General features: G+C 72.0%; 24 protein-coding genes and 1 riboswitch. Of the genes, 18 read left to right on the top strand and 6 right to left on the bottom strand.

Annotation, left to right across the window (positions count from 1 at the left end):
* Positions 1 to 166 precede the first annotated feature (166 nt).
* The 4 genes from ACH4B3_RS10805 (at position 167) to ACH4B3_RS10790 (ending at position 3329) form a co-directional block, all read left to right on the top strand.
* Entirely contained in the window at positions 167 to 955 is a 789-nt protein-coding gene (locus tag ACH4B3_RS10805; protein ID WP_398462447.1) for a PspA/IM30 family protein, read from the top strand.
* A gap of 51 nt (positions 956 to 1006) precedes the next feature.
* Entirely contained in the window at positions 1007 to 1285 is a 279-nt protein-coding gene (locus ACH4B3_RS10800) for a hypothetical protein (protein WP_398462446.1), read from the top strand.
* A 125-nt stretch (positions 1286 to 1410) separates the two neighbouring features.
* Positions 1411 to 2658, top strand: a complete 1248-nt coding sequence (locus tag ACH4B3_RS10795; RefSeq protein ID WP_398462750.1) for a sensor histidine kinase — start codon at positions 1411 to 1413, stop codon at positions 2656 to 2658.
* Complete coding sequence (locus ACH4B3_RS10790) at positions 2655 to 3329, top strand: response regulator (RefSeq protein WP_398462445.1); 675 nt, start codon at positions 2655 to 2657, stop codon at positions 3327 to 3329. Before ACH4B3_RS10795 ends, ACH4B3_RS10790 begins: the two co-directional genes overlap by 4 nt.
* A gap of 183 nt (positions 3330 to 3512) precedes the next feature.
* Here the strand turns inward: ACH4B3_RS10790 and nadA are convergent, their stop codons facing one another.
* A complete protein-coding gene (nadA, locus tag ACH4B3_RS10785) occupies positions 3513 to 4733 on the bottom strand; it encodes a quinolinate synthase NadA (protein WP_398462444.1) in 1221 nt (406 codons plus the stop codon).
* Between the two features lie 257 nt (positions 4734 to 4990).
* On the opposite strand from nadA, the gene erpA reads away from it, so the two are divergent.
* Positions 4991 to 5344, top strand: coding sequence for an iron-sulfur cluster insertion protein ErpA (gene erpA, locus ACH4B3_RS10780; RefSeq protein ID WP_135340779.1), 354 nt, complete (start codon positions 4991 to 4993; stop codon positions 5342 to 5344).
* 125 nt (positions 5345 to 5469) lie between these two features.
* Here erpA and ACH4B3_RS10775 read toward each other — a convergent pair whose 3' ends face one another.
* Both ACH4B3_RS10775 and ACH4B3_RS10770 read right to left on the bottom strand, forming a co-directional pair.
* Positions 5470 to 7047, bottom strand: coding sequence for a hypothetical protein (locus tag ACH4B3_RS10775; RefSeq protein WP_398462443.1), 1578 nt, complete (start codon positions 7045 to 7047; stop codon positions 5470 to 5472).
* Between the two features lie 147 nt (positions 7048 to 7194).
* On the bottom strand, positions 7195 to 7440 hold the full coding sequence (locus ACH4B3_RS10770) for a hypothetical protein (protein ID WP_398462442.1): 246 nt from the start codon (positions 7438 to 7440) through the stop codon (positions 7195 to 7197).
* 176 nt (positions 7441 to 7616) lie between these two features.
* On the opposite strand from ACH4B3_RS10770, the gene ACH4B3_RS10765 reads away from it, so the two are divergent.
* Positions 7617 to 8591, top strand: coding sequence for a carbohydrate kinase family protein (locus ACH4B3_RS10765; protein ID WP_398462441.1), 975 nt, complete (start codon positions 7617 to 7619; stop codon positions 8589 to 8591).
* Between the two features lie 166 nt (positions 8592 to 8757).
* Here the strand turns inward: ACH4B3_RS10765 and ACH4B3_RS10760 are convergent, their stop codons facing one another.
* A complete protein-coding gene (locus ACH4B3_RS10760; protein WP_398462440.1) occupies positions 8758 to 10317 on the bottom strand; it encodes a cysteine desulfurase/sulfurtransferase TusA family protein in 1560 nt (519 codons plus the stop codon).
* Between the two features lie 285 nt (positions 10318 to 10602).
* Between ACH4B3_RS10760 and coxB the strand changes: the two genes are divergently transcribed.
* The 4 genes from coxB (at position 10603) to ACH4B3_RS10740 (ending at position 15162) form a co-directional block, all read left to right on the top strand.
* Complete coding sequence (gene coxB, locus ACH4B3_RS10755; protein WP_398462439.1) at positions 10603 to 11574, top strand: cytochrome c oxidase subunit II; 972 nt, start codon at positions 10603 to 10605, stop codon at positions 11572 to 11574.
* A complete protein-coding gene (gene ctaD, locus ACH4B3_RS10750; protein WP_398462438.1) occupies positions 11571 to 13310 on the top strand; it encodes a cytochrome c oxidase subunit I in 1740 nt (579 codons plus the stop codon). The genes coxB and ctaD overlap by 4 nt, the downstream gene beginning before the upstream one ends.
* On the top strand, positions 13307 to 13705 hold the full coding sequence (locus tag ACH4B3_RS10745) for a cytochrome c oxidase subunit 4 (protein WP_398462437.1): 399 nt from the start codon (positions 13307 to 13309) through the stop codon (positions 13703 to 13705). The genes ctaD and ACH4B3_RS10745 overlap by 4 nt, the downstream gene beginning before the upstream one ends.
* 203 nt (positions 13706 to 13908) lie before the next feature.
* Entirely contained in the window at positions 13909 to 15162 is a 1254-nt protein-coding gene (locus tag ACH4B3_RS10740; RefSeq protein WP_398462436.1) for an Ig-like domain-containing protein, read from the top strand.
* Positions 15163 to 15174: 12 nt separating this feature from the next.
* On the opposite strand, the gene ACH4B3_RS10735 is transcribed toward ACH4B3_RS10740, so the two are convergent.
* Positions 15175 to 15579: a hypothetical protein gene (locus ACH4B3_RS10735; RefSeq protein WP_398462435.1), complete on the bottom strand. Its 405-nt coding sequence runs from the start codon at positions 15577 to 15579 to the stop codon at positions 15175 to 15177.
* A gap of 216 nt (positions 15580 to 15795) precedes the next feature.
* Here ACH4B3_RS10735 and ACH4B3_RS10730 point away from each other — a divergent pair, with 216 nt between their 5' ends.
* From ACH4B3_RS10730 to ACH4B3_RS10700, 7 genes are all read left to right on the top strand, one after another.
* Positions 15796 to 16416 (top strand): heme-copper oxidase subunit III, encoded by a 621-nt coding sequence (locus ACH4B3_RS10730; RefSeq protein WP_392021493.1) that lies wholly within the window; start codon positions 15796 to 15798, stop codon positions 16414 to 16416.
* Positions 16417 to 16499: 83 nt separating this feature from the next.
* Entirely contained in the window at positions 16500 to 17309 is an 810-nt protein-coding gene (locus ACH4B3_RS10725) for a c-type cytochrome (RefSeq protein ID WP_398462434.1), read from the top strand.
* Positions 17306 to 18361, top strand: a complete 1056-nt coding sequence (locus ACH4B3_RS10720) for a Rieske 2Fe-2S domain-containing protein (RefSeq protein WP_398462433.1) — start codon at positions 17306 to 17308, stop codon at positions 18359 to 18361. The genes ACH4B3_RS10725 and ACH4B3_RS10720 overlap by 4 nt, the downstream gene beginning before the upstream one ends.
* Complete coding sequence (locus ACH4B3_RS10715) at positions 18358 to 19992, top strand: cytochrome bc complex cytochrome b subunit (protein ID WP_398462432.1); 1635 nt, start codon at positions 18358 to 18360, stop codon at positions 19990 to 19992. The genes ACH4B3_RS10720 and ACH4B3_RS10715 overlap by 4 nt, the downstream gene beginning before the upstream one ends.
* Positions 19993 to 20236: 244 nt before the next feature.
* A complete protein-coding gene (locus tag ACH4B3_RS10710; protein WP_398462431.1) occupies positions 20237 to 21487 on the top strand; it encodes a cytochrome P450 in 1251 nt (416 codons plus the stop codon).
* Between the two features lie 408 nt (positions 21488 to 21895).
* Positions 21896 to 22966, top strand: coding sequence for an anthranilate phosphoribosyltransferase (gene trpD, locus ACH4B3_RS10705; RefSeq protein ID WP_398462430.1), 1071 nt, complete (start codon positions 21896 to 21898; stop codon positions 22964 to 22966).
* A 116-nt stretch (positions 22967 to 23082) separates the two neighbouring features.
* Positions 23083 to 23200, top strand: a riboswitch (SAM riboswitch).
* Positions 23201 to 23423: 223 nt separating this feature from the next.
* On the top strand, positions 23424 to 24797 hold the full coding sequence (locus ACH4B3_RS10700) for an aminotransferase class V-fold PLP-dependent enzyme (protein ID WP_398462429.1): 1374 nt from the start codon (positions 23424 to 23426) through the stop codon (positions 24795 to 24797).
* A 144-nt stretch (positions 24798 to 24941) separates the two neighbouring features.
* Here ACH4B3_RS10700 and ACH4B3_RS10695 read toward each other — a convergent pair whose 3' ends face one another.
* Positions 24942 to 25223, bottom strand: coding sequence for an Lrp/AsnC family transcriptional regulator (locus tag ACH4B3_RS10695; protein WP_398462428.1), 282 nt, complete (start codon positions 25221 to 25223; stop codon positions 24942 to 24944).
* Between the two features lie 6 nt (positions 25224 to 25229).
* On the opposite strand from ACH4B3_RS10695, the gene ACH4B3_RS10690 reads away from it, so the two are divergent.
* Positions 25230 to 25425, top strand: a 196-nt coding sequence (locus ACH4B3_RS10690) for a hypothetical protein (protein WP_398462427.1), incomplete at its 3' end; no start/stop codon positions are given.

Below are 25425 nucleotides of genomic sequence, written 5' to 3'. Positions count from 1 at the left end.
GCCCCGACCGCCCGTACTCCTTGTGCCGGAGACGGCCACGTACCGATCGTTCTGCAGGAGGAGTCGGAGCGCCTGCGGACAGTGCGGTAATGGAAGGAGGGCCCGTAGGCTGGGTCTGACAGGTGTGCCGGTGTTCTCGTCCGTCAGAAGGGGGCGCGCGAAGCCCATGAGCGGTGTCATGAAGCGTATGGGGATGATCTTCCGCGCGAAGGCCAACAAGGCCCTGGACCGGGCCGAGGACCCGCGCGAGACCCTCGACTACTCGTACCAGAAGCAGCTGGAGCTGCTGCAGAAGGTGCGCCGTGGCGTGGCCGACGTCGCCACCTCCCGCAAGCGCCTGGAACTCCAGCTCAACCAGTTGCAGGGCCAGTCGGCCAAGCTGGAGGAGCAGGGCCGCAAGGCGCTCGCCCTGGGCCGCGAGGACCTCGCGCGCGAGGCGCTGTCCCGCCGGGCCGCGCTCCAGCAGCAGGTCGCCGACCTGGAGGCCCAGCACCAGACCCTGCAGGGCGAGGAGGAGAAGCTCACGCTGGCCGCCCAGCGGCTGCAGGCCAAGGTGGACGCCTTCCGCACCCGGAAGGAGACCATCAAGGCCACCTACACCGCCGCTCAGGCGCAGACCCGGATCGGCGAGGCGTTCTCCGGCATCTCCGAGGAGATGGGCGACGTCGGCATGGCGATCCAGCGGGCCGAGGACAAGACCGCCCAGATGCAGGCGCGGGCCGGCGCGATCGACGAGCTGCTGGCCTCCGGCGCGCTGGACGACCCGACCGGGATGGCGAAGGACGACCTCACCGCCGAGCTGGAGCGGATCTCCGGCGGCGCCGACGTGGAGATCGAACTCCAGCGGATGAAGGCCGAACTGGCGGGCGGCAGCGGCAGCCAGCAGGCTATTGAGGGCAACCGCCCGGAGCGGACCGAGCAGTCCCGCACGGAGCACAAGTTCGACAAGCAGTAGCGGCGGGCAGGGCGGACCCCTCGCCGGGCGCGATCTCTTGCAGGAGGCGTCGTGATCGTACGCATCATGGGGGAGGGGCAGCTGGCGCTGGCGGACAGCGACCTGCCCGGCCTGAACAGCCTCGACGAGGAGCTGCTCGCCGAGATGGAGAACGACGACGAGGACGGGTTCCGGCGCACCCTGGCGGCCCTCCTCGACGCCGTTCGCGCCCTCGGCCGGCCGCTGCCGGACGACTCCCTGGACCCCTCGGACCTGATCCTGCCCGCCGCCGACGCGACCCTGGAAGACGTCCGGCGCCTGCTGACCGACGACGGCCTCATCCCCGGGTGACCCGGGCCCGACCCGCGGGGCCGACGCCGCAGGCGCCGCGCACGACGGCACCGGCCGAGCGCTTACCGTTGGGTGCCGTGAGCTCTTTCGCCGTCGCACCGGGCCTCGCCCGGTCACACCGCTGGATGTGCGCGCACCCCTACGCCCTCGACACGGCGCTCGCGCTGGGCGTCTTCGCCACCATCCTGGTCGGCTCGGTGACCAACCCACGGCACGCCGCCGAGACCACCTCGGTGGGCCCGCTGTTCATCCTGGTCTGCGCGCTGGCCTCGGCGGCGCTGGTGCTGCGCGGCCGCTACCCGCGCAGCGTGCTCGCCTTCACCGGGGCCATCGCGCTCACCGAGCTGATCGGCGTGGGAGGGCGCGGCGACGCGCCGCGCAGCGCCATCGTGCTGGGCGTCGTGGTGGCGCTGTACACCGTCGCCTCCCGCACCGACCGCCCCACCACCCGGCGCATCGGTGCCGCGACCATCGTGGTCGTCACCGGCGCCGCCATGCTGTTCGGGGTCCGGCCCTGGTACACCGCGGAGAACCTGGGCATATTCGCCTGGACGGGCATGGCGGTGGCCGCCGGGGACGCGGTGCGCAGCCGCCGCGCCTATGTGGCCGCCATCGAGGAGCGGGCGGTGCGCGCCGAGCAGTCCCGCGAGGAGGAGGCCCGGCGCCGGGTGGCCGAGGAGCGGCTGCGGATCGCCCGCGAGCTGCACGACGTGGTCGCCCACCACATCGCGCTGGTCAACGTGCAGGCCGGGGTGGCCTCGCACGTCATGGACAACCGGCCGGACCAGGCGAAGCAGGCGCTCGCCCACGTCCGGGAGGCGAGCCGGTCGGCGCTGGACGAACTGCGCGCCACCGTCGGCCTGCTGCGGCAGTACGGCGACCCGGCCGCCCCCACCGAACCCGCGCCGGGCCTGGCGGTGCTGGACCACCTGGTCCAGGGCTTCGTCCGGACCGGGCTGGGCGTGGAGGTGGCGATGGACCCGGCCGGCGGCCCCGGCCCGCTGCCCGCGGCGGTGGACCTCACCGCCTACCGGGTGGTGCAGGAGGCCCTGACCAATGTGCACAAGCACGCCGGGGCGCAGGCCAGGGCCCGGGTGGGGATCGTCCGCCGGACGGGTGCGCTGGAGGTCTCGGTGCTCGACGACGGCCCGGGGCCGGCCGCGGCGGGCCGGGCCACCGGGGGGACGGACCCGGCCGGCCGCGGGGGCGGGAAGGACCGCGACGGCGAGGGCGGCGGCCACGGTCTGGTCGGTATGCGGGAGCGGGTCGCCGCACTGAGCGGGTGGTGTGAAGCGGGACCCCGGCCGGAAGGCGGGTTCGGCGTCCGGGTGACACTTCCCCTGCAGGCCCGCACGGGAGGGGACCCCGAATGACGATCAAGGTGCTGCTCGCCGACGACCAGGCTCTGCTGCGCAGCGCGTTCCGCATACTGGTCGACTCCGAGCCGGACATGGAGGTGGTCGGCGAGGCGTCCGACGGGGCCCAGGCGGTGGCCCTGGCCCGGGCGGAGGGCGCCGACGTGGTGCTGATGGACATCCGCATGCCCGGGACGGACGGCCTCGCCGCCACCCGGATGATCAGCGAGGACCCGGAGCTGACCGGGGTGCGGGTGGTCATGCTGACCACCTTCGAGGTCGACGAGTACGTGGTGGAGTCGCTGCGCGCCGGGGCCAGCGGTTTCCTCGGCAAGGGCGCCGAGCCGGAGGAGCTGCTGGCGGCCATCCGCATCGCCGCGGGCGGCGAGGCCCTGCTGTCCCCGGCCGCCACCAAGGGGTTGATCGCGAGATTCCTGGCGCAGGGCGGGGCGGAGCCGCCCGGGGAGTACGACGCGGCCCGCCTGGACGCGCTGACGGTGCGGGAGCGGGAGGTGCTGGTGCACGTCGCCGGCGGGCTGTCCAACGACGAGATCGCCGACCGGCTGGCGGTCAGTCCGCTCACCGTCAAGACGCATGTGAACCGGGCGATGGCCAAGCTGGGCGCCCGGGACCGGGCCCAGCTGGTCGTCATCTCCTACGAGACGGGTCTGGTCCGGCCGCGGGCCTGACCGCCGCACCGGGCCGCGGGCCGGCCACGGAAGCGGCCGCGGAAACGGCCACGGTTGCGGCGGCGGCCACGGGAGCGACCGCGGAGACGGCAACGGCAGCGGCCACGGAAACCGCCGCCGAGACGGCGACGGCCCGGCACCGCACCCCGACGGGGGCGGTCCCGGGCCGTCGCCGCGGCGGCGCTACGGCAGCGCGAGCATGCGCTCCAGGGCGAGCTTGGCGAAGCTCTCGGTCTCCTTGTCGACCTGGATCCGGTTGACGACCTTGCCGGCCGCCAGCGACTCCAGCGCCCACACCAGGTGCGGCAGGTCGATCCGGTTCATGGTGGAGCAGAAGCAGACCGTCTTGTCGAGGAAGACGACCTCCTTGCCCTGGTCGGCGAAACGGTTCGCCAGCCGTCGCACCAGGTTGAGCTCGGTGCCGATCGCCCACTTGGAGCCGGCCGGCGCGGCCTCCAGGGTCTTGATGATGTACTCGGTGGAGCCGACGTAGTCCGCCGCCGCCACGACCTCGTGCTTGCACTCGGGGTGCACCAGCACGTTGACGCCGGGGATGCGCTCGCGCACGTCGTCGACCGAGTCCAGCGAGAAGCGGCCGTGCACCGAGCAGTGGCCGCGCCACAGGATCATCCTGGCGGCGCGCAGCTCCTCCGTGGTGAGCCCGCCGTTCGGCTTGTGCGGGTTGTAGACCACGCAGTCGTCCAGGGACATCCCCATGTCGCGCACCGCGGTGTTCCGCCCCAGGTGCTGGTCGGGGAGGAAGAGCACCTTGCCGGTCCCGGGGTCGCCCTGCCCGAACGCCCAGTCCAGCGCCCGCTTGGCGTTGGAGGAGGTGCAGATGGTGCCGCCGTGCTTGCCGGTGAACGCCTTGATGTCGGCGGAGGAGTTCATGTACGACACGGGCACCGTGACGTCGGCGACACCGGCCTCGGTGAGCACGTCCCAGCACTCGGCGACCTGCTCGGCGGTGGCCATGTCGGCCATCGAGCAGCCGGCCGCGAGGTCGGGGAGGATGACCTGCTGGTCGTCGCCGGTCAGGATGTCCGCGGACTCGGCCATGAAGTGCACACCGCAGAACACGATGTACTCGGCGTCCGGCCGGGCGGCCGCGTCCCGGGCGAGCTTGAAGGAGTCGCCGGTGACATCGGCGAACTCGATGACCTCGTCGCGCTGGTAGTGGTGGCCGAGGACGAAAACCTTGTCCCCGAGCTTCGCCTTGGCCGCGCGGGCACGCTCCACCAGGTCCGGGTCGGAGGGCGCCGGCAGGTCACCGGGGCACTCCACGCCGCGCTCGCTCTTCGGGTCGGCCTCCCGGCCGAGGAGGAGCAGGGCGAGCGGGCTGGGCTGGGGGCCCCACCCGCCGTCAGCCGGCGAATGGACGTCGAGGGGCTGGGCGGTGGTCACGTCACGCACCCTTCTTTCTTCTGCGGGGAACCTCGGGCGACGCTTGCCGAGGCTTGTCGTCAAAATGACGCTTATTATCATAACCGCTTCATGTCAGTTTGACGACGGCCATCGTGTCGATGTGACGCATTCCCGGTCCCCGGGGCGGTGTGCGAGCATGAAGAGCAAGCGGAAAAGCCGAGGACCCCGGAATGAATCCGGGTTGCCGTTGGTTTTCAGCACACGGCAAGCAGTCCAACGACCCGGGAGAGAAGCAGATGACCGTTCAGGACGAGACCACCGCGAGCGAGGGCATCATCCTGTCCGACGCCGCCGCGTCGAAGGTCAAGAGCCTGCTGGAGCAGGAGGGCCGCGACGACCTCGCGCTGCGCGTCGCCGTCCAGCCCGGCGGCTGCTCCGGCCTGCGCTACCAGCTCTTCTTCGACGAGCGTTCGCTCGACGGCGACGTGGTGAAGGACTTCGACGGTGTCAAGGTCGTCACCGACCGCATGAGCGCCCCGTACCTGGGCGGTGCCTCGATCGACTTCGTGGACACCATCGAGAAGCAGGGCTTCACGATCGACAACCCGAACGCCACCGGCTCCTGCGCCTGCGGCGACTCCTTCAGCTGAGCCGCCCGAGACACCGACACGGGTGAGGCGGTGACCCCGGCCCCGGGGTCACCGCCTCACCCGTGTCGCGTTCCGCGGGGCGGGAACGGCGGCGCCGCCGCCGTTCCCGCCGCCGCGGTGGGCCGTCAGCCCTTCTTCACCACCGGGATCGGCGCACCGGTGGCGGCGTCCACCACCTTCCGCCCGCCGAGCGGCTCGTCCAGCGTCACCTTGGTCTCCAGGTCCTCCGCCAGCGCGATGCAGGCCCGGCCCGGCCGGTCCCACCTGCCGGTGATGGTGACCTTCACCTGGTCCGGGGTCTCCACGGCGGTGCCGGTGTACGCCGAGCACACCCCGCCGGTGAAGTGCAGGGTGAGCGACCTGCCGTCCGCCGCGTAGCCGATCGCGTTCTCGGTGACGTCCCGCTTGCCCGGCTTCAGCGGCGTGCCGGGCCGCTCCGGCGGCGCCTGGCCGGGCGCGTCCCGAACCGCGTCGTCCGCGGACCGGGCCCTGACGAACTCCGGGGCCACGGCCGGGTAGGTCACCGCGGACCCGGCCGGGTCCGTGCCGCTCGCCGGCCGCACCGAGTAGATCCACGACGGCACCAGCGACTGCCGCCCGTCCACGAAGTGCGCCGCCAGCCCGAACGTCGCCGAACGGACCGGCACCGGCGTCGGCTCGGCCGCGTCCGGACCGGAACCGGAGCCGGGGCTCCCGGGCGCCGCGCAGGGCTCCGAGGTCCCGGCGCCGTCCGTCCCGCCGTCGTCGTGCGGCACCGGGGTCGCGCAGTCGGTCGCCTTCGCGGGCGGCCGCCCGGACCGCGCGGTGTCGTTGAGCCGCTTGAGCGCCGCCTCCGCGCCGATCAGCGGGTACTCCGCGGTCCGGGTCAGCTCCGCCAGCATCCCCTTGCCGCCCACCAGCCGCCCGTCGGCGCCGACCTCCAGGCTGGTCTGCCAGCCGTAGGTGGGCAGCCCGTCCACCACCGGCGAGGCGGTGACCACCCGGATGGCGCCGTGCAGCTGCCGCGCGTCCAGCTTCGCGTCCGCCAGCCCCAGGGACTCCAGCACCGGCTCGGCGGCCCGCTTCGCCCGCTGCTCGGAGACCGCCCGGTCGCTGCCCGACCCGGCGCCCGACCCCGATCCGGCACCGGACTTCCCGGCCGGTCCGGCCTCCGTGGAGGAGGCCGACCCGTCCGACGCGCCGGGGGAGCCGTAACCGGAGTACGACCAGCCGCCCGGGGCCTCCTGGTTCACCTGGAGCGTCGGCCCGGCCCCGTCCGCGGTGCCGCCGACCTTCCACACCCCGTGGTCGGCGCGCGGTGTGCCCGGGACGTCCAGGGCCTTCGCCAGCCGCGCCACCCGGTCCTTGTCCACCTCCCCGGTGGCCAGCCGCGCCGCCGCCGCCTCGGGCGTCCGCGGCACCTCGCCGCGCAGCACGTAGCGGGTGCCGTACGGGCTCGGCTCACCCACCGCGATGCCCTCCCCGCCGGGCCGGCCGGAGTCGCCGTAGCCGTCCAGCGCCAGCGGCTCCGGCGAGCCGGCGGCCGCCCGGTCGCCGCCGCCGTCACCGGCCGCCGATGCCCACCAGGCGCCGCCCCCACCGACCAGCAGTACCGCGGCCGCCACCGAGGCGGCGGCCAAGGGCGAGAGCCGGCGCCGCGACCGGGTGTCGCGGTCGCCGTCGTCGCCGGGGGTCTCCGGGATGTCTTCGGTGTTCGTACCCACCGCTGCGCTCCTCCGTGCTCCGCTCGGTTCGTCCGGCTCTCGTCCGCCCGGCGTCACCGCCGTGGACGTCGTCTCCCGTGTGAAGGGGGACGCCGATGGGACGGAACCGGACGGCGAGCGGTTCCCGGGGCGCCGGAGGGCGCCGGATCAGTCGCCGTAGTCGGACATGCCGTCCAGCAGGTGGGCGGACCTGTCGGGCACCGAGACCCCGCGGATCCGCGAGGGCGGGACGGGGGACGGCGCGGGCGCTACGGTGGCCGACCAGTGCGGCGCCATCCGCGCGCAGTCACCGCGCAGCTGGGCCAGCGATTCCACCCCCGACTCCGGCAGCGGGTCCCCGGGCTCGGCGGCACCGGTGGTCGGGATGGATGCGGCGAGGGCGTGCTTCGGCATGAGGACTCCCGGTCCGGGGGGCCGCACGGTGTGGGCCCCGTACGAGGTCACCGTATGCAGTGAGTCGGTAGCGAAAAAAGACCTACTATCGGGTAGTTTCGCCCGATCGAGGAGTACCCCTCGACCCGGTAGCGTGAAGCGTCCCGTCCGCCACCGCCCGCAGGAGCTCACCCACCGTGCGAATCGCAGTCACCGGTTCCATCGCCACCGACCACCTGATGACCTTCCCCGGTCGTTTCGCCGACCAGTTGGTCGCCGACCAGCTGCACACGGTCTCCCTCTCCTTCCTGGTCGACACCCTCGACGTCCGCCGCGGCGGGGTCGCGCCGAACATCTGCTTCGGCATGGGCGTGCTCGGGCTGCGGCCGATCCTGGTCGGCGCCGCCGGCTCGGACTTCGCCGAGTACCGCGCCTGGCTGGACCGGCACGGCGTGGACACCGCCTCGGTCCGCATCTCGGAGGTGCTGCACACCGCCCGGTTCGTCTGCACCACCGACACCGACCACAACCAGATCGCGTCCTTCTACACCGGCGCCATGAGCGAGGCCCGGCAGATCGAGCTCCAGCCGGTGGCCGACCGGGTCGGCGGTCTGGAGCTGGTCCTCATCGGCGCGGACGACCCGGAGGCGATGGTCCGGCACACCGAGGAGTGCCGCACCCGCGGGATCCCGTTCGCCGCCGACCCCTCGCAGCAGCTCGCCCGGATGGAGGGCGACGACATCCGCCGGCTCATCGAGGGCGCCGAGTACCTCTTCACCAACGAGTACGAGAAGGCCCTGACCGAGACCAAGACCGGCTGGACCGGCGACGAGATCCTCGGCAAGGTCGGCACCCGGGTCACCACGCTCGGCGCGCGGGGCGTGCGGATCGAGCGGGTCGGCGAGCAGCCCGTCGAGGTCGGGTGCCCCGAGGAGGAGGCCAAGGTCGACCCGACGGGTGTCGGCGACGCCTTCCGGGCCGGATTCCTCGCCGGCGTCTCCTGGGAACTGGGCCTGGAGCGGGCCGCCCAGGTCGGCTGCATGCTGGCGACCCTGGTGATCGAGACGCTGGGCACCCAGGAGTACGAACTGCGGCGCGGCCACTTCATGGAGCGCTTCGCGAAGGCCTACGGCGACGAGGCGGCCGCCGAGGTCCGCAGCCACCTGGCCTGACCTCCACGGTCGTCCGCCCCGCGGTGCCCGGGGCCGCCCCCGGGCAGCCGGGCGCGCGGCCCCGGGCGCCGTCCGGCGGCTCGCTGGGCCCAGCCGGGCCCACCGGCGTCCCCGCCGGGCCGGGCCGAGCGCGGGGCGCGCCCGGACGCCCCGGCCCGGTGCCGGGCTACGCGCGGCGGACGACCCGGTAGGCGGTACCGCGTCCGGCCGGGCGCTCGCCCAGGTACTGCTGGCCCCGCATGGCGCACCAGGCGGGGATGTCCAGCCGGGCCGCCTCGTCGTCGGAGAGCACCGTCACCACCCCGCCCACCGGTACGTCACCGATCACCTTGGCGAGCTCGATGACCGGGATCGGGCAGCGCTTGCCGAGCGAGTCGACCACCAGCCCGGCGTCGTCCGGGCCGGGCTCCGCCGGGCCGCCGCCGGCCCCGCCCGCCGCTTCCGCGGCCGCCGGTACCCCGCCGGCCGGGCCGCCGCCCGCCGGACCGCTCCCCGCCGGAGCCGCGGCCACCGGCCGCTCCGCCGCCCCCGCGTCACCCGCTCCGCCGCCGCCCGGGTCCGTCCCGGCCGGGGACGGACCTCCGGACACCGGCGCGCCCAGCCGCTCCCGGACCGCGCCCACCACCTCCGGCAGCACCCCGAGGAACCGCTCCACGTCCGCCGCGGGGCAGCCGCCCGGCAGCGACACCCGGATGTTGCCCTCCGACAGCACCCCCATGGCCCGCAGCACATGGCTGGGCACCAGGGTGCTCGAGGTGCACGAGGAGCCGGAGGACACGGAGAACCCCACCCGGTCCAGCTCGTGGAGCAGGGTCTCCCCGTCGACATAGAGACAGGAGAAGGTGACGAGGTGCGGGAGCCGGTGCACCGGATCGCCGACCACCTCCACCTCCGGTACCAGCTGCGGCACCCGGGTCCGGATGCGGTCCACCAGTTCGCGCAGCCGGGCCGCCTCGGCCGCCGCCTCCTGCCGCACCGCCCGCAGCGAGGCCGCGGCCGCCACGATCGCCGGCAGGTTCTCGAACCCGGGCGCGCGCCCCGACTCCCGCTCGTCGGCGGGGGTTTGGGCGGCGAAGCGGACCCCCTTGCGGACCGCCAGCAGCCCCACCCCGGCCGGTCCGCCCCACTTGTGGGCGCTCGCCGTCAGCAGCGACCAGTCACCCTCGACCGGCCCCCAGCCCAGCGACTGGGCGGCGTCCACCAGCAGCGGCACGCCCGCCTCCCGGCACTCCCGGGCGACGTCGGCCACCGGCTGCTCGGTGCCCACCTCGTGGTTGGCGGACTGCAGACAGGCCAGCGCGGTGGGCCCCGGGGCCGAGGCCAGGGCCGCCGCGTACGCGCCGGGCGCCACCCGGCCGGTGCGGTCCACCGCCACCTCGGCGACGGTGCCGCCGCCGGACCGGTGCACCGAGGCGGCGTGCAGCACCGCCGAGTGCTCCACGGCCGAGACGATCAGATGGCGGCCGGTCCGCCGGCGGCCGGCCAGCGCCCCCGCCATGCCGTCGTGCAGCGCACGGGTGCCGGACGGGGTGAAGACCAGTTCGTCGGGGCGGCAGCCGACCGCCTCGGCCGCGGTCTGCCGGGCGGCGTCCAGGAGCAGCCGGGCCCGGCGCCCCTCGCGGTAGAGCCGGGCCGGGTCCGCCCACCCCTCGTCGAGGGCGGCGAGCAGTGCCTGGCGGGCGACCGGGTGCAGCGGGGCCGAGGAGGCGGCGTCGAAGTAGGGCACCCGCCGAACGCTAGCCGTTCCGCCTGCGGGAAGCCCGCCGGAGACCGCTGCCGACGCCTCGTCAGCGTTACGCCGAACGGGGGTGGAACCGCTGGCGGAGCCGGTGATTCCATCCCTTCGGGGAGTGACCCGGCGCGTTGGGCACCCTCCCCGCGCGGCCCTAAAAGGCGTCCAGTAGGGTTTGGTCCGCATAAACATCCAAACCCCTGCCCGTAGCGGGCCGGCGACCGACCAGCGAGACGGCCGCAGCCGGCCGCGCGGGCGAGACTCTCGGGAAGGCGCTACGTGAGTCCCAACGGCTCCGACCGCTCGTCGCGGCGCCCGGTGCGGCGGAAGCTGCTGCAGGCGCTTGCCGCGGGCTTGGTCCTGGCGACCGCCACCGGTTGCACATCCAAGGACTTCCCCCGCCTCGGAATGCCCACTCCCGTCACGGAGGAGGCGCCGCGGATCCTCTCCCTGTGGCAGGGCTCCTGGGCCGCCGCCCTCGCCGTGGGCGTTCTGGTGTGGGGTCTGATCATCTGGAGCATGATCTTCCACCGGCGCAGCAGGACCAAGGTGGAGGTTCCGCCTCAGACCCGGTACAACATGCCGATCGAGGCGCTGTACACCGTGGTCCCGATCATCATCGTGTCGGTGCTCTTCTACTTCACCGCGCGTGACGAGAACGAGCTCCTCAAGGTCGACAAGAAGCCCGACCACGTCATCAACGTCGTGGGCTACCAGTGGAGCTGGGGCTTCAACTACATGGAGAACGTGGACGGCAACGCCGCCACGCCCGGCAAGCCCTACCGCGACATCAAGGAGATCTCCAACATTCCGGACCGGATGCTGGAGACCATCCCCGCGGGCGCCGAAGGCGTCTGGGACGCGGGCATCCCGGGCGACCGGAACCCGCAGACCGGCAACCCCGGCCCGACCCTGTGGCTGCCCAAGGGCGAGACCGTCGAGTTCATCCTGACCTCGCGCGATGTCATCCACTCCTTCTGGGTGGTCCCGTTCCTGATGAAGCAGGACGTCATCCCGGGCCACACCAACCGCTTCCAGGTGACCCCGAACAAGGAGGGCACCTTCCTGGGCAAGTGCGCCGAGCTCTGCGGCGTCGACCACTCCCGGATGCTCTTCAACGTCAAGGTCGTCTCGCCCGAGCGCTACCAGAAGCACCTTGAGGATCTGAAGAAGAAGGGCCAGACGGGCTACATTCCGTCGGGTATCGAGCAGACGGACCCCGCCAAGAACGCGGAGACGAAGCAAAAGTGAGCATCCTCAACGAACCTCAGGGTGCCGACGCAGCCGCCTCGTACGAGGACGAGTTGCCGGTGCGCCCCAAGCAGCCCGGCAACGTGGTCGTCAAGTGGCTCACCACCACCGACCACAAGACGATCGGCACGCTGTACCTGATCACGTCGTTCGTGTTCTTCTGCATCGGCGGAGCCATGGCGCTGGTCATGCGCGCCGAGCTCGCTCGCCCCGGCACGCAGATCATGTCGAACGAGCAGTTCAACCAGGCGTTCACGATGCACGGCACGATCATGCTGCTGATGTTCGCGACGCCGCTGTTCGCGGGCTTCGCGAACTGGATCATGCCGCTGCAGATCGGTGCGCCGGACGTCGCCTTCCCGCGGCTGAACATGTTCGCCTACTGGCTGTACCTGTTCGGCTCGATCATCGCGGTGGCCGGCTTCCTCACCCCGCAGGGTGCCGCCGACTTCGGCTGGTTCGCCTACGCCCCGCTGTCGGACGCGGTCCGCTCGCCGGGTGTCGGCGCCGACATGTGGATCATGGGTCTGGCCTTCTCCGGCTTCGGCACCATCCTCGGCTCGGTCAACTTCATCACCACGATCATCTGCATGCGCGCACCCGGCATGACGATGTTCCGCATGCCGATCTTCACCTGGAACGTGCTGCTCACCGGTGTGCTGGTGCTGCTCGCCTTCCCGGTGCTGGCCGCCGCGCTGTTCGCGCTGGAGGCCGACCGCAAGTTCGGCTCGCACATCTTCGACGCGGCCAACGGTGGCGCCCTGCTGTGGCAGCACCTGTTCTGGTTCTTCGGCCACCCCGAGGTGTACATCATCGCGCTGCCGTTCTTCGGCATCATCTCCGAGGTCATCCCGGTCTTCTCGCGCAAGCCGATGTTCGGTTACGGCAGCCTCATCGCCGCCACCATCGGTATCGCGGGTCTGTCGGTGACGGTGTGGGCGCACCACATGTACGTCACGGGCGGCGTGCTACTGCCGTTCTTCTCCTTCATGACCTTCCTGATCGCGGTCCCGACCGGTGTGAAGTTCTTCAACTGGCTGGGCACGATGTGGAAGGGCTCGCTGAGCTTCGAGACCCCGATGCTCTGGGCCATCGGCTTCCTGATCACCTTCACCTTCGGTGGTCTGACCGGTGTCATCCTGGCCTCGCCGCCGCTGGACTTCCACGTCTCCGACTCGTACTTCGTCGTCGCGCACTTCCACTACGTCATCTTCGGCACCGTGGTCTTCGCGATGTTCTCCGGCTTCCACTTCTGGTGGCCGAAGTTCACCGGCAAGATGCTGGACGAGCGGCTCGGCAAGATCACCTTCTGGACGCTGTTCGTGGGCTTCCACGGCACGTTCCTGGTGCAGCACTGGCTGGGCGCCGAGGGCATGCCGCGTCGTTACGCGGACTACCTGCACGCCGACGGGTTCACCGCGCTGAACACCATCTCCACGATCAGCTCGTTCCTGCTCGGCCTGTCGATCCTGCCGTTCTTCTACAACATCTGGAAGACCGCGAAGTACGGCAAGAAGGTCGAGGTCGACGACCCGTGGGGGTACGGCCGCTCGCTGGAGTGGGCGACCTCCTGCCCGCCGCCGCGGCACAACTTCCTCACCCTGCCGCGGATCCGCTCCGAATCCCCGGCGTTCGATCTCCACCACCCCGACATCGCGGCGCTGGACCAGTTGGAGAACGCGGGCGTCGAGTCCGATGACAAGGCCCTCGCGGGTGGCAAGGAGGCCGGCAAGTGAAGGTCCAAGGCCGGATGTTCATCTGGCTCGCCGTCTTCATCCTCGCCATGGCGATCGTCTACGGCGTCTGGTCGAAGGAGCCGGCGGGCACCACCGCGCTGTTCCTGGCGTTCGGTCTGTCCATCATGATCGGCTACTACCTGGCCTTCACGGCTCGCCGGGTGGACACCGGAGCGCAGGACAACAAGGACGCGGACGTCGCCGACGACGCCGGTGAGCTGGGCTTCTTCAGCCCGCACAGCTGGCAGCCGCTCGCCCTGGCCGTGGGTGGCGCGTTCGCCTTCCTCGGTGTCGTGTTCGGCTGGTGGCTGCTGTACTTCTCGGCGCCGATCATCCTCGTCGGGATCTGGGGCTGGGTCTTCGAGTACTACCGCGGCGAGAACCAGAACCAGTAGGTTCCCGCGCGGCGAGTGCCGTGGCACGGCCGAAGGGCCCGGACACCTCTCCAGGTGTCCGGGCCCTTCCCGTCTCCGCCGCACGCAACGCCCGGCCGCGGCCCGGCCGGTGGGCCGCCACCGATGGGCGCGGGCCGTTCGGCGGACCCTCGTTCGGAGTCACTCCGCGCGCCGTTCCCGCCACCCGTCCGTAATTTGTGGTTATGAGCCACAGATCTCGAACCCGCGCCGTCCCGGTCTGCGTCCTGCTGCTGACGCCCCTCGCGGCAGGTCTCACCGCCTGCGGCGGACCGTCCTCGGACCCGCTCGCCGCCAAGCCGTACGACGCCGCGGGGCAGATCTCCTTCGGCGGCGTCGACCTGGACCGGCCGGCCGATCCGGACAAGCCCCTGGAAGTGCGGGCGGAAGGGGGCGGCAGCCGCATCACCGACGTCACCGCCACCGACGCCGCAGGACGGTACGTACGCGGCCGGCTGAGCGCCGACGGCACCCGGTGGCGCAGCACCGCGCCGCTGGCCGCAGGCGCCCACTACACGCTCCGGGTGAGCACCGAGAACGGCGCCGGCAAGCCGGGCCGCCGCACCATAGGCTTCGACACCGCCCCGGCGGACAAACGGCTCCGCGTCACCTTCGGCCCCGACCGGGGCACCTACGGCGTCGGCCAGCCCGTCACCGCGGAACTCAGCGAGCCGGTCCGGGACCCCGCCGGGCGGGCGGTCGTCGAACGCGCCCTCAAGGTCCGCTCCCGCCCCGCCGTGACCGGCGGCTGGCACTGGGTGGACGACCGGACGCTGCACTACCGGCCGCGGGAGTACTGGCCCGCGCACGCCACCATCGACGTCCGCTCCACCCTGGACGGCGTGCGGGTCGGCGGCCGGCTGCACGGCGGGCCCACCAAGCCCCTGCGGCTGCGCACCGGGGACCGCGTCGAGGCCCTCACGGACGCGCGGACCCACCACATGACCGTGCTCCGCGACGGGAAGAAGATCAAGACCATCCCGGTCACCACGGGCAAGCCCGGCTTCGACACCCGCAACGGGGTCAAGGTCGTCCTGGCGAAGGAATCCTTCGTACGGATGCGCGGCACCAGCGTCGGCATCCCGGAGGGCAGCTCCGACTCCTACGACCTGCCGGTCCACTGGGCCACCCGGGTCACCTGGAGCGGCGAGTACGTGCACGCCGCGCCCTGGTCGGTCGGCTCCCAGGGGGCCGCCAACGTCAGCCACGGGTGCACCGGGATGAGCACCGCGAACGCCCGCTGGTTCTTCGACACGGTGCGCGTCGGGGACATCGTGAAGGTGGTGGGCAGCGCGGGCGAGACCATGACGCCGTTCGACAACGGCTTCGGCGACTGGAACCTCTCCTGGGAGCAGTGGCTCAAGGGCAGTGCTCTGGCCGGGGGCGGCCCGGACGGGACCGGCCCGGCCCGGTCGGCCAGGCTCCGCCCCACCGTCTGACCGGCGCCGCGGTCAGGCCGCCCCCAGCTCAGGGCGGGCGCGCAGCAGCCCCGCCAGGGTGTCGGCGAACACCACCGGGTCCACCGGATGGGTGACGGCGGCGTCCGCCCGGCTCCAGGTGGCCAGCCAGGCGTCCTGCGGACGGGCGATGAGCAGCAGCACCGGCGGGCAGCGGAAGATCTCGTCCTTGATCTGCCGGCAGACGCCCATGCCGCCCGCCGGCACCGCCTCCCCGTCCAGCACGCAGGCGTCGACGCCGCCCTGGTCAAGGGCCTCCAGCACCGCCGGGAGAGTGGCGCACTCCAGGAATTCGACCGGCGGGACGTCCGGGGCGGGACGCCGTCCGGCGGCCAGCCTGACCTGCTCGCGGACGGTGGCGTCGTCGCTGTAGACCAGCACCGTGGCGGTCGGCTGCATTGTTCCTCCACGCTCGTAGACGGCACGGCAGCGGTCGGGAACCCGTCGCAAGTTCGCCTGGGCGTCCCCACCGGTTAGGCCACGGATGCTACTCCGTACCACCCCCCTCGGGCAGCGGTACGGACGGTGCGTCGATGGGCCGTTCGAGCAGCGCACGGGGTGCTGACACACCGAACGGCACCCCCCGGAGTGAGGGCTGGATAAGCGACCGACATAATGTCGGTCGTGGCGACAGCAACAGCAGTAGATACCGGGCACGCGCACCCGTCGGTCAACCGGCCGAACCTCACCAGCGTCGGAACCATCATCTGGCTGAGTTCCGAGCTGATGTTCTTCGCGGCCCTCTTCGCGATGTACTTCACCCTGCGTTCGGTGACGGGTGCCGACTTCTGGTCGGAAAAGGCCGACGCGCTGAACTTCCCGTTCTCGGCGACCAACACCACGATCCTGGTGCTCTCCTCCCTCACCTGCCAGCTCGGCGTCTTCGCCGCCGAGCGCGGTGACGTGAAGAAGCTGCGCCTGTGGTTCGTGATCACTTTCATCATGGGCGCGGTCTTCATCGGCGGCCAGGTCTTCGAGTACACCGAACTGGTCAAGCACGAGGGCCTGTCGCTCTCGTCCGACCCGTACGGCTCGGTGTTCTACCTGACCACCGGCTTCCACGGCCTGCACGTGACAGGCGGTCTGATCGCCTTCCTGCTGGTCCTGGGCAGGACGTACGCGGCCAAGAGGTTCACCCACGAGCAGGCGACGGCGGCCATCGTCGTGTCCTACTACTGGCACTTCGTCGATGTCGTCTGGATCGGCCTCTTCGCCACGATCTACATGATCAAGTAATCCGGCGGCCGGGATGTCACGTCCCGCACCGGAACAACGTCCTTAAAGCATCGACGCAGAAGATCCTGACACCGGGGTAATCCGTGAAAAAGCTCTCCGCACGACGACGCCATCCGCTGGCGGCGGTCGTCGTCCTACTCTTCGCGCTGGCGGTCACTGGGGGGCTGTACGCCGCGTTCGCGCCCGCGGACAAGGCGAAGGCCGATGATTCCGCCCAGTCCCTCGCCATCGAGGAGGGCAAGAAGCTCTACGCCGTGGGGTGCGCAACCTGCCACGGCACTGGCGGACAGGGCACCACCGACGGCCCGAGTCTGGTCGGGGTCGGCTCCGCCGCCGTGGACTTCCAGGTCAGCACCGGGCGCATGCCCGCGCAGCAGCCCGGCGCCCAGGTCCCGAAGAAGAAGAAGATCTACACCGACGCCGAGACCGAGCAGCTGGCCGCGTACATCGCCTCGCTCGGCGCGGGCCCGGTGACGCCCACCAAGGAGCAGTACAACCCCGAGGGCGCGGACGCCGCCCGGGGCGGCGAGCTGTTCCGCACCAACTGCGCGCAGTGCCACAACTTCACCGGTAAGGGCGGTGCCCTCACCAACGGCAAGTACGCGCCGAAGCTCGACAACGTCGACCCCAAGCACATCTACGAGGCCATGCAGACGGGCCCGCAGAACATGCCCTCCTTCCCGGACACGATCATGCCGGAGAAGGAGAAGCGGGAGATCATCGCCTTCCTCGACAAGGTGAACACCTCGAATACCGAGACCCCCGGCGGCATGGAGCTGGGCGGGCTCGGCCCGGTCAGTGAGGGTCTGTTCGGCTGGATCTTCGGCCTCGGCGCCCTGATCGCCGTCACCATCTGGGTTGCCGCCCGGACCGCAAAGGCCAAGAAGTCATGAGTAGCCAAGACATTCCAGAAGAAGAGAACCTGCCCGCAGCGCAGGACAAGCACGCCGGCGAGGTAGCGGTCCCGCAGGACCCGTTCGCCGACCCCGGGCTGCCGCCGCACGAGCCGCGCATCCAGGACATCGACGAGAAGGCCGCCCGGCGCTCCGAGCGCGCGGTCGCGTTCATGTTCCTGCTGTCGATGCTCGCCACGATCGGCTTCATCGCCTCCTTCGTGGCCTTCCCGGTCGACAAGATCGTCTACATCTTCCCGCTCGGGCACGTCAGCGCGCTCAACTTCGCGCTGGGCACGACCCTCGCGGTGGCGCTGTTCTTCATCGGCGCCGGCGCGGTCCACTGGGCCCGCACCCTGATGTCGGACCACGAGATCGTGCACGAGCGGCACCCGATCCAGGCCACCCCCGAGGTCCGGGAGCAGGTCTTCCAGGACTTCCGGGACGGCGCCGGGGAGTCCGGCTTCGGCCGCCGCAAGCTGGCCCGCAACACGCTCTTCGGTGCGCTGGCCCTGTTCCCGCTCTCCGCCGTCGTGCTGCTGCGCGACCTCGGTCCGCTGCCGGAGGACAAGCTCCGGCACACCAAGTGGGCCAAGGGCAAGCGGCTGATGAACCAGAACACCATGCAGCCGCTGCGGCCCGAGGACATCGCCGTGGGTTCGCTGACCTTCGCCATGCCCGAGGGCATGAGCGAGCACGACCACGACTTCCAGGTGCAGATCGCCAAGGCCGCGCTGATGATCGTCCGTATCCAGCCGGACGACATCAAGGACAAGCGTGAGCTCGACTGGTCGCACGACGGCATCGTCGCGTTCTCCAAGATCTGCACCCACGTCGGCTGCCCGGTCAGCCTGTACGAGCAGCAGACGCACCACGCGCTGTGCCCGTGCCACCAGTCGACGTTCGACCTCTCCGACGGTGGCCGAGTGATCTTCGGCCCGGCCGGACACGCGCTGCCGCAGCTGCGGATCACCGTGAACGGCGAGGGGTACCTCGAGGCCATGGGCGACTTCGACGAGCCCGTCGGTCCTGCCTTTTGGGAGCGCGGATGAGCAACCAGGACACCACCACGCGCCGGAAGGGCAAGGCCCCGGCCGGCGAGCGGATCGCCGACTACATGGACGGCCGGCTCGGTATCTACGGTGCCGCCAAGAAGAACCTGCGCAAGGTCTTCCCGGACCACTGGTCCTTCATGCTGGGCGAGGTCTGCCTCTACAGCTTCCTGATCATCATCCTCACGGGTGTGTACCTGACGTTCTTCTTCCACCCGAGCATGGAAGAGGTCGTCTACCACGGTCCGTACGTCCCGATGCAGGGCGTCCGGATGTCCGAGGCGTTCGCCTCGACGCTGGACATCAGCTTCGAGGTCCGCGGCGGTCTGCTGATCCGGCAGATCCACCACTGGGCCGCGCTCATCTTCCTGGGCGGCATGCTCGTCCACATGATGCGCGTCTTCTTCACCGGCGCGTTCCGCAAGCCGCGTGAGATCAACTGGCTCTTCGGCTTCCTGCTGCTGGTCCTCGGCATGTTCACCGGCTTCACCGGTTACTCGCTGCCGGACGACCTGCTCTCGGGTACCGGTATCCGCTTCATCCAGGGTGTGTTCCTGTCGATCCCGCTGGTCGGCACGTACATCTCGATGTTCGTGTTCGGTGGCGAGTTCCCCGGCATGGACGTGATCCCCAGGCTCTACTCGGTGCACATCCTGCTGCTGCCGGGCATCATGCTCGGCCTGGTGGTGGCGCACCTGATCCTGGTCTTCTACCACAAGCACACCCAGTTCCCGGGTCCCGGCAAGACCGAGAAGAACGTCGTCGGCATGCCGCTGATGCCGGTGTACATGGCCAAGGCCGGCGGCTTCTTCTTCCTGGTGTTCGGTGTCATCGCGTTCATCTCCGCGATCGCCACCATCAACCCGATCTGGGCCATCGGCCCGTACCGGCCGGACCATGTGTCCACCGGCGCCCAGCCCGACTGGTACATGGGCTTCGCCGAGGGTCTGGTCCGTGTGATGCCGGGCTGGGAGATCAACCTGTGGGGCCACACGCTGGTCCTGGGCGTGTTCATCCCGATCGTGCTGTTCCCGCTGGTGCTGCTGGCGATCGCGGTCTACCCGTTCATCGAGGCCTGGATCACCGGGGACAAGCGTGAGCACCACCTGCTGGACCGCCCGCGCAACGCCCCGACCCGGACCGCCTTCGGTGTCGCCTGGCTGACCGCGTACCTGGTCATGCTGATCGGTGGTGGCAACGACCTGTGGGCCACGCACTTCCACCTGTCGATCAACTCGATCACCTGGTTCGTGCGGATCGGGTTCTTCGTCGGCCCGGTGCTCGCCTTCATCGCCACTCGCCGGATCTGCCTGGGTCTGCAGCGGCGCGACCGCGACAAGGTGCTGCACGGCCGGGAGACCGGCATCATCAAGCGCCTGCCGCACGGTGAGTTCATCGAGGTGCACGAGCCGCTCCCGCAGGACCAGCTGTACACGCTGACCTCGCACGAGCAGCCCAAGCCGCTCGAGATCGGCCCCGAGGTCGACGAGAACGGCGTGCGCCGCAAGGTGAAGCGCTCCGAGAAGCTCCGTGCCCGGCTCTCCAAGAGCCTGTACGGAGAGGACGCGCAGATCCCCAAGGCGACGGCGGAGGAGTACCAGGAGATCACCAGCGGCCACGGCCACCACTGATCTCCACCACCACGCACAGCTGACGCCACAGCTGCGAGGGGCCTGCCGGGACTTCCCGGCGGGCCCCTTCCGCATGCCTGGGGCGCGGTCCGCCCGGTCGTTCCGCCGGCTGTGGCACGGGCGTTACCGGCGGAGGGGGTTCCCGGCCCGGCGGCGCCGGTAGCATCCGGGCGATCACCACCCCCCACACCGGTGTGCGCCACCGCGCGCACCGAGCGCGAGCAGGAAGGTTTCTCTTGTGCATGTGGACGACGTGACCCCCGGTCCGAACCCCCCACTGCTGTTCGACCCCACCGACCCGGCGTTCCGGGCCGACCCGGCGCCGGTCTACCGGCTGCTGCGGGACACCGCCCCGGTGCTGGACGCGGCCCCGGGCCTGTGGGTGGTGAGCCGCCACGCGGACTGCGAGCGGCTGCTGCGGGACCGGAGGCTGGGCAAGAACCTGGCCGGTTCGCGGATGGCGGCGGAGGCCACCGGAGCCGCCACCGAGGACCCCTCGTTCCTCGGCGTCGGTCTGGAGGGGTGGGACGCCAAGCTCTTCGATCTGCTGGATCCGCCGGGGCACACCCGGCTGCGCGGCCTGGTGGCGGGATCCTTCACACCGGCCGTGATCGCCGCCCTGGAGGAGTCCACGGCGGCCTTCGCCGGAGCCGCGCTCGACGCGCTGCCGGCGGCGTTCGAGGTCATGGAGCACCTGGCGGCGCCGCTGGCGGCCCGGGTGATCGGCGATCTGCTGGGCATCCCGCGGTCCGACCAGGCCCGGTTCCAGCAGTGGTCCTCGGCCATAGCCCGAATCCTGGAGCCGGGGGCGGCGCCGCCCGAGGAACAGGCGGCGGCCTGCCGAAGATCCCTGGCGGAGTGCACCGGGTACTTCGTCGGGCTGCTGGAGACCCGGACCGGCCACGGCACCGACCTGATCTCGCAGCTCGCCCGGTCCCGGACGCTGCACGACGAGTTCACCGCGCACCAGCTCGCGGCGATCTGCGTGCTGCTGGTGGTGCCCGGTCTCGACACCTTCGCCAACTTCCTGGGCAACGCCGTGGAGGCGTGCACCCGGTGGCCGGAGCCGCTGCGGGCGGTCGCGGCGGAGCCGGAGCGGACGGACGACGTGGTGGACGAGCTGGTGCGGCTGGCGTCGCCGACCCAGGCGTCCTGGCGGGTCGCGCTGGAGCCGGTCGAGGTACACGGCCGGACGTTCGCGGCGGGGGACGTGGTCCTGCTGCTGCTCGGCTCGGCCAACCGTGACGAGCGGGTCTTCGCCGACCCGGACGACTTCCGGCTGGACCGCCCGCGGCGCGAGCACCTGGCGTTCGGCCGCGGCATCCACTACTGCGTGGGGGACAAGCTGTCCCGGATGATGGCCGCCGCGGCGCTGCGGGCACTGGCGGAGCGGTACGGCGGACTGCGGCTGACCGCCGCCGCCGTCCCCAAGCCCGGCGTCTGGTCGCGCGGCCCGGCCCGGCTGCCCGTCGCCGCGGAACCGCGCCGGCGGTAGCGGCCGCGGCGGCGGTCCGGACGGCCCGGACCGGGCGGGCCGCGTCCGGCCGGTGCCGTCGACGCGGGTGGCGCCGGCGGGCCGGGCCGGTGCCGGGGTGCGGGCGGTTCCGGGGTGCGGGATGCGGGTGGTGGCGTCGACGCGGGCGGTGCCGGGCGGCGGGCGGTCGGCCGCCGCCCGGCCGGCCCGGACCGGGCGTGCACCGTCCCGGCCGGGCGGCTGCTCGGCATATGAGCGCGGGCCCGTCGTCATTCCGGAGCCCGCTAGGCTGACACCGGGCCCGGCTTCCGCCCCGGGAGCAGGATCACGGCCGCCGGCGCCATGCGCGCCCCGGCGCGCCGGCGGCCGTCCGGCCGGCACCCCGGGGCCACCCGCCCGCCTCGTCCCGCAGATGCACCAGGAGTATGGATGACGAACACGGTTCCTCCCGTCCGCACACTCTCCGGCGGCGTCTCGTACGACTGGCCGGGCGTACTGGGCACCCTGATGGCGAGGAAGGACCTCACCGCCGACGCCACCGCGTGGGCCATGGACAAGATCATGCGGGGCGAGGCCACCGACGCGCAGATCGCCGGGTTCGCGATCGCGCTGCGGGCCAAGGGCGAGAGCGTCGCCGAGGTGTCCGGCATGGTCCGGACGATGTACGAGCACGCCAACCTGATCGAGGTGCCCGGGCCCGCCGTCGACATCGTCGGCACCGGTGGCGACCAGGCCAGGACCGTCAACATCTCCACCATGTCGGCCCTGGTGGTCGCCGGGACCGGGGTGAAGGTGGTCAAGCACGGCAACCGCGCCTCGTCCTCCGCCAGCGGCTCCTCCGACGTGCTGGAGAAGCTCGGGGTCAACCTGGACCTGACCCCGGCCCGGGTCGTCGAGGTGGCCGAGGAAGCCGGCATCACCTTCTGCTTCGCGGTGAAGTTCCACCCGGCGCTGCGGCACGTGGCGACGGCCCGCCGTGAACTGGGCGTGCCCACGCCGTTCAACTTCCTCGGCCCGCTCACCAACCCGGCCCGGGTCACCGCCCAGGCGACCGGTGTGGCCGACGCCCGGATGGCACCCATCGTCGCCGGGGTGCTGGCCGAACGCGGCGCCTCGGCGCTGGTGTTCCGCGGCGACGACGGCCTGGACGAGCTGACGGTGACCGCCGCCTCCCAGGTGTGGGTGGTCCGGGACGGCGAGGTGCGCCCGGAGCGGTTCGACCCGCGGGACGTCGGCCTGGACCTCGTGCCCGTGGAGGCGCTGCGCGGCGCCGACGCCTCGTACAACGCGGATGTGGCGCGGCGGCTGCTGGCCGGTGAGACCGGACCGGTCCGGGACGCGGTGCTGCTCAACTCGGCCGCCGCGCTGGTCGCGCTGGACCCGGGCACCGGGCCGCTGGCCGACCGGATCGCCGCCGGGATGCGGCGGGCCGCGGAGGCCATCGATTCCGGCGCGGCCCGGCAGGCCCTGGAGCGCTGGGTGCTGGCGAGCAACGCCTGATCCAGGGCGTACCGCCCGCAGCACGCGGCCGCGAGCGGCCGCCGCGGCGCGACGTCGGGGTCCGGATGCCGGACCCCGACTTGCGTCCTGCCGATCATTTGGCATACTTCCCGTCAGGTCACGAGTGACAGCGACTACGGCCCCGGCCCGCTGTCCGGCAACCCTCCGTCCGTGGCGGGGTGCCCCGGGTGATGACCAGGCCGCAGGCAGCGAGGTCTGTGGCAAGCGCGGACCCCTGCCCCTGGGGTCCTGGTCCTCAAGGGAGCCTCCCTCGTGAGCAAGCGAATGCGATAGGGCCTACCGGCCCCCCTCTCCGCGCACCACCCCTCTCCTCTTCCGCGCCGTCACGCCTCCGTGCCCCGGCCGTCTCCCCGATGACGGCCCGCCAGGCGTCCGCGCGGTGATGCCGCCTGCCTTCGCGCCGCGCTTCGCGCCTGCCTTCTCACCGGAGTTCGCCATGTCTGCCTCCACCGTTGCCGCTGACCCGTCGGTTTGTTCCCCGCTGCCCGTTCTGGGACGAGACGTCCTGGTGCCCCTCGTCACCGGCGGAGAGGTGAACTACGCCGCCCTCGACTACGCCGCCAGCGCACCCGCCCTCCAGCGGGTCTGGGACGACGTCGCCGGCTACGCCCCCTACTACGGCAGCGTCCACCGCGGCGCCGGCTACCTCTCCCAGCTGTCCACCGACCTGTTCGAGGCCAGCCGCGCCGACGTCGCCGCGTTCCTCGGCTGCCGCGCCGACGACCAGGTCGTCTTCACCCGGTCCACCACCGACTCGCTCAACCTGCTCGCCACCGTCCTCCCGGCGGGAACCCGCGTCTTCGTCTTCGAGACCGAACACCACGCGTCGCTGCTGCCCTGGGAGCGCCGGGCCGACGTCGCGGTGACCTACCTCTCCGCACCCCGCTCCCCGCGGGAGGCCGTGGACACCCTGGAGCGGGCCCTCGCGGCGCGCGAACCGCACGGCCCCGCCCTCGTCTGCGTGACCGGCGCGTCCAACGTGACCGGTGAGCTGTGGCCGGTACGGGAGCTGGCCGCCGCCGCCCACGCGCACGGGGCCCGCATCGTGCTGGACGCTGCCCAGCTGGTGCCGCACCGCCCGGTGGACGTCGCCGGGTGGGACGTGGACTGGGTGGCGTTCTCCGGGCACAAGCTCTACGCCCCGTTCGGGGCCGGAGTGCTCGCCGGCCGCGCCGACTGGCTGCGCGAGGCGGAGCCGTACCTGGCCGGCGGCGGCGCCAGCCGCACGGTCGCCCGCCGGCCGGACGGCGGGGTGGACGTGGAGTGGCAGACCAGCGCGGCCCGGCACGAGGCCGGTTCGCCGAACGTCATCGGGGTCTACGCCATCGCCGCCGCCTGCCGGGCCCTCGCCGAGGCGGGGTTCGACACCCTCGTGGCCAGGGAGGAGCGGCTGATCACCACGGTGCGCGAAGGGCTGGCGGACGTCCCCGAGGTGCGGGTGCTCTCGCTGTTCGGCGAGGACGCGGACCGGGTGGGGGTCATCTCGTTCGTGGTCGACGGCTGGAACAGCTCGCACTTCGCGGCGGCACTCTCCGCGGAGTACGGCATCGGGGTGCGGGACGGCCTGTTCTGCGCCCACCCGCTGGTGCGCACGCTGCTCGGCGGCGACCCCCAGGACCCCGGTGAGTGCGGCGCCCCGGAGGCCGCGCCGGGGGAGAAGTCGCTGAACGCGATCCGGGTCAGCTTCGGCGCCGGCACCCCCGACGAGCACGTGGAACGGTTCGTCGGCGCGGTGCGGGACCTGGTCCGGAACGGCGCCAAGTGGCGGTACCGGGCCGAGGACGGGCGCTGCGTGCCGGACCGCGGCTGAGCGGTCCGAGCCGGCGGCGGGCGCGGGCGGAGACCGGGCGCCCCGCCCGTCAGGACCTCAGGCGTCCGGACCGGCCGACCGGGGCGTCAGGCGTCCCGGCCGGTCGACCGGGGCGTCAGGCGTCCGGGCCGATCGGCCAGGGCGTCAGGCGTCCAGGCCGATCGCGAACGCCGCCTCCAGGTCGTGCTGGGAGTAGGTGCGGAACGCCACGTGCGTCTCGGTCGACGCGACGCCCGGCACCTTGTTGATCTGGCCGGGGATGGCGTCCGCCAGGTCGTCGTGCCGGGCCACCCGCACCATCGCGATCAGGTCGTGGGCGCCGGTCACCGAGTACACCTCGCTGACCGCTTCCAGGGCGGCGATCTTCTCGGCGATCTCGGGGATCTGGTCGACGCTGGTCTTGATGAGCACGATCGCGGTGATCACGATGGAGTGTCTCCCTCACTGGAGCCGATGGCGCCCTTCACTGTAGCCCTCCCGTCACCCACCACCGCCCTCAACGGATGGTCGCTCCGCTCCCACCTGCGGTTTCTCCCGTCACCCACCACCGCCCTCAACGGATGGTCGCTCCGCTCCCACCTGCGGTTTCTCCCGTCACCCGCCACCGCCCTCAACGGATGGTCGCTCC

Source organism: Streptomyces sp. NPDC018031 (genome assembly GCF_044327625.1).
Classification (GTDB): domain Bacteria; phylum Actinomycetota; class Actinomycetes; order Streptomycetales; family Streptomycetaceae; genus Streptomyces.
Note: the sequence above shows the minus strand (reverse complement) of the source record. Positions and strands in the feature narration are given on the sequence as shown.

Bases quoted from the DNA above. Each gene is read 5' to 3' on its own strand.
- ACH4B3_RS10805 (WP_398462447.1), top strand. From the start codon at position 167: ATGAGCGGTGTCATGAAGCGTATGGGGATGATCTTCCGCGCGAAGGCC.
- ACH4B3_RS10795 (WP_398462750.1), top strand. From the start codon at position 1,411: ATGTGCGCGCACCCCTACGCCCTCGACACGGCGCTCGCGCTGGGCGTC.
- ACH4B3_RS10790 (WP_398462445.1), top strand. From the start codon at position 2,655: ATGACGATCAAGGTGCTGCTCGCCGACGACCAGGCTCTGCTGCGCAGC.
- erpA (WP_135340779.1), top strand. From the start codon at position 4,991: ATGACCGTTCAGGACGAGACCACCGCGAGCGAGGGCATCATCCTGTCC.
- ACH4B3_RS10770 (WP_398462442.1), bottom strand. From the start codon at position 7,440: ATGCCGAAGCACGCCCTCGCCGCATCCATCCCGACCACCGGTGCCGCC.
- ACH4B3_RS10740 (WP_398462436.1), top strand. From the start codon at position 13,909: ATGAGCCACAGATCTCGAACCCGCGCCGTCCCGGTCTGCGTCCTGCTG.
- ACH4B3_RS10735 (WP_398462435.1), bottom strand. From the start codon at position 15,579: ATGCAGCCGACCGCCACGGTGCTGGTCTACAGCGACGACGCCACCGTC.
- ACH4B3_RS10730 (WP_392021493.1), top strand. From the start codon at position 15,796: ATGTCGGTCGTGGCGACAGCAACAGCAGTAGATACCGGGCACGCGCAC.
- ACH4B3_RS10720 (WP_398462433.1), top strand. From the start codon at position 17,306: ATGAGTAGCCAAGACATTCCAGAAGAAGAGAACCTGCCCGCAGCGCAG.
- ACH4B3_RS10715 (WP_398462432.1), top strand. From the start codon at position 18,358: ATGAGCAACCAGGACACCACCACGCGCCGGAAGGGCAAGGCCCCGGCC.
- trpD (WP_398462430.1), top strand. From the start codon at position 21,896: ATGACGAACACGGTTCCTCCCGTCCGCACACTCTCCGGCGGCGTCTCG.
- ACH4B3_RS10700 (WP_398462429.1), top strand. From the start codon at position 23,424: ATGTCTGCCTCCACCGTTGCCGCTGACCCGTCGGTTTGTTCCCCGCTG.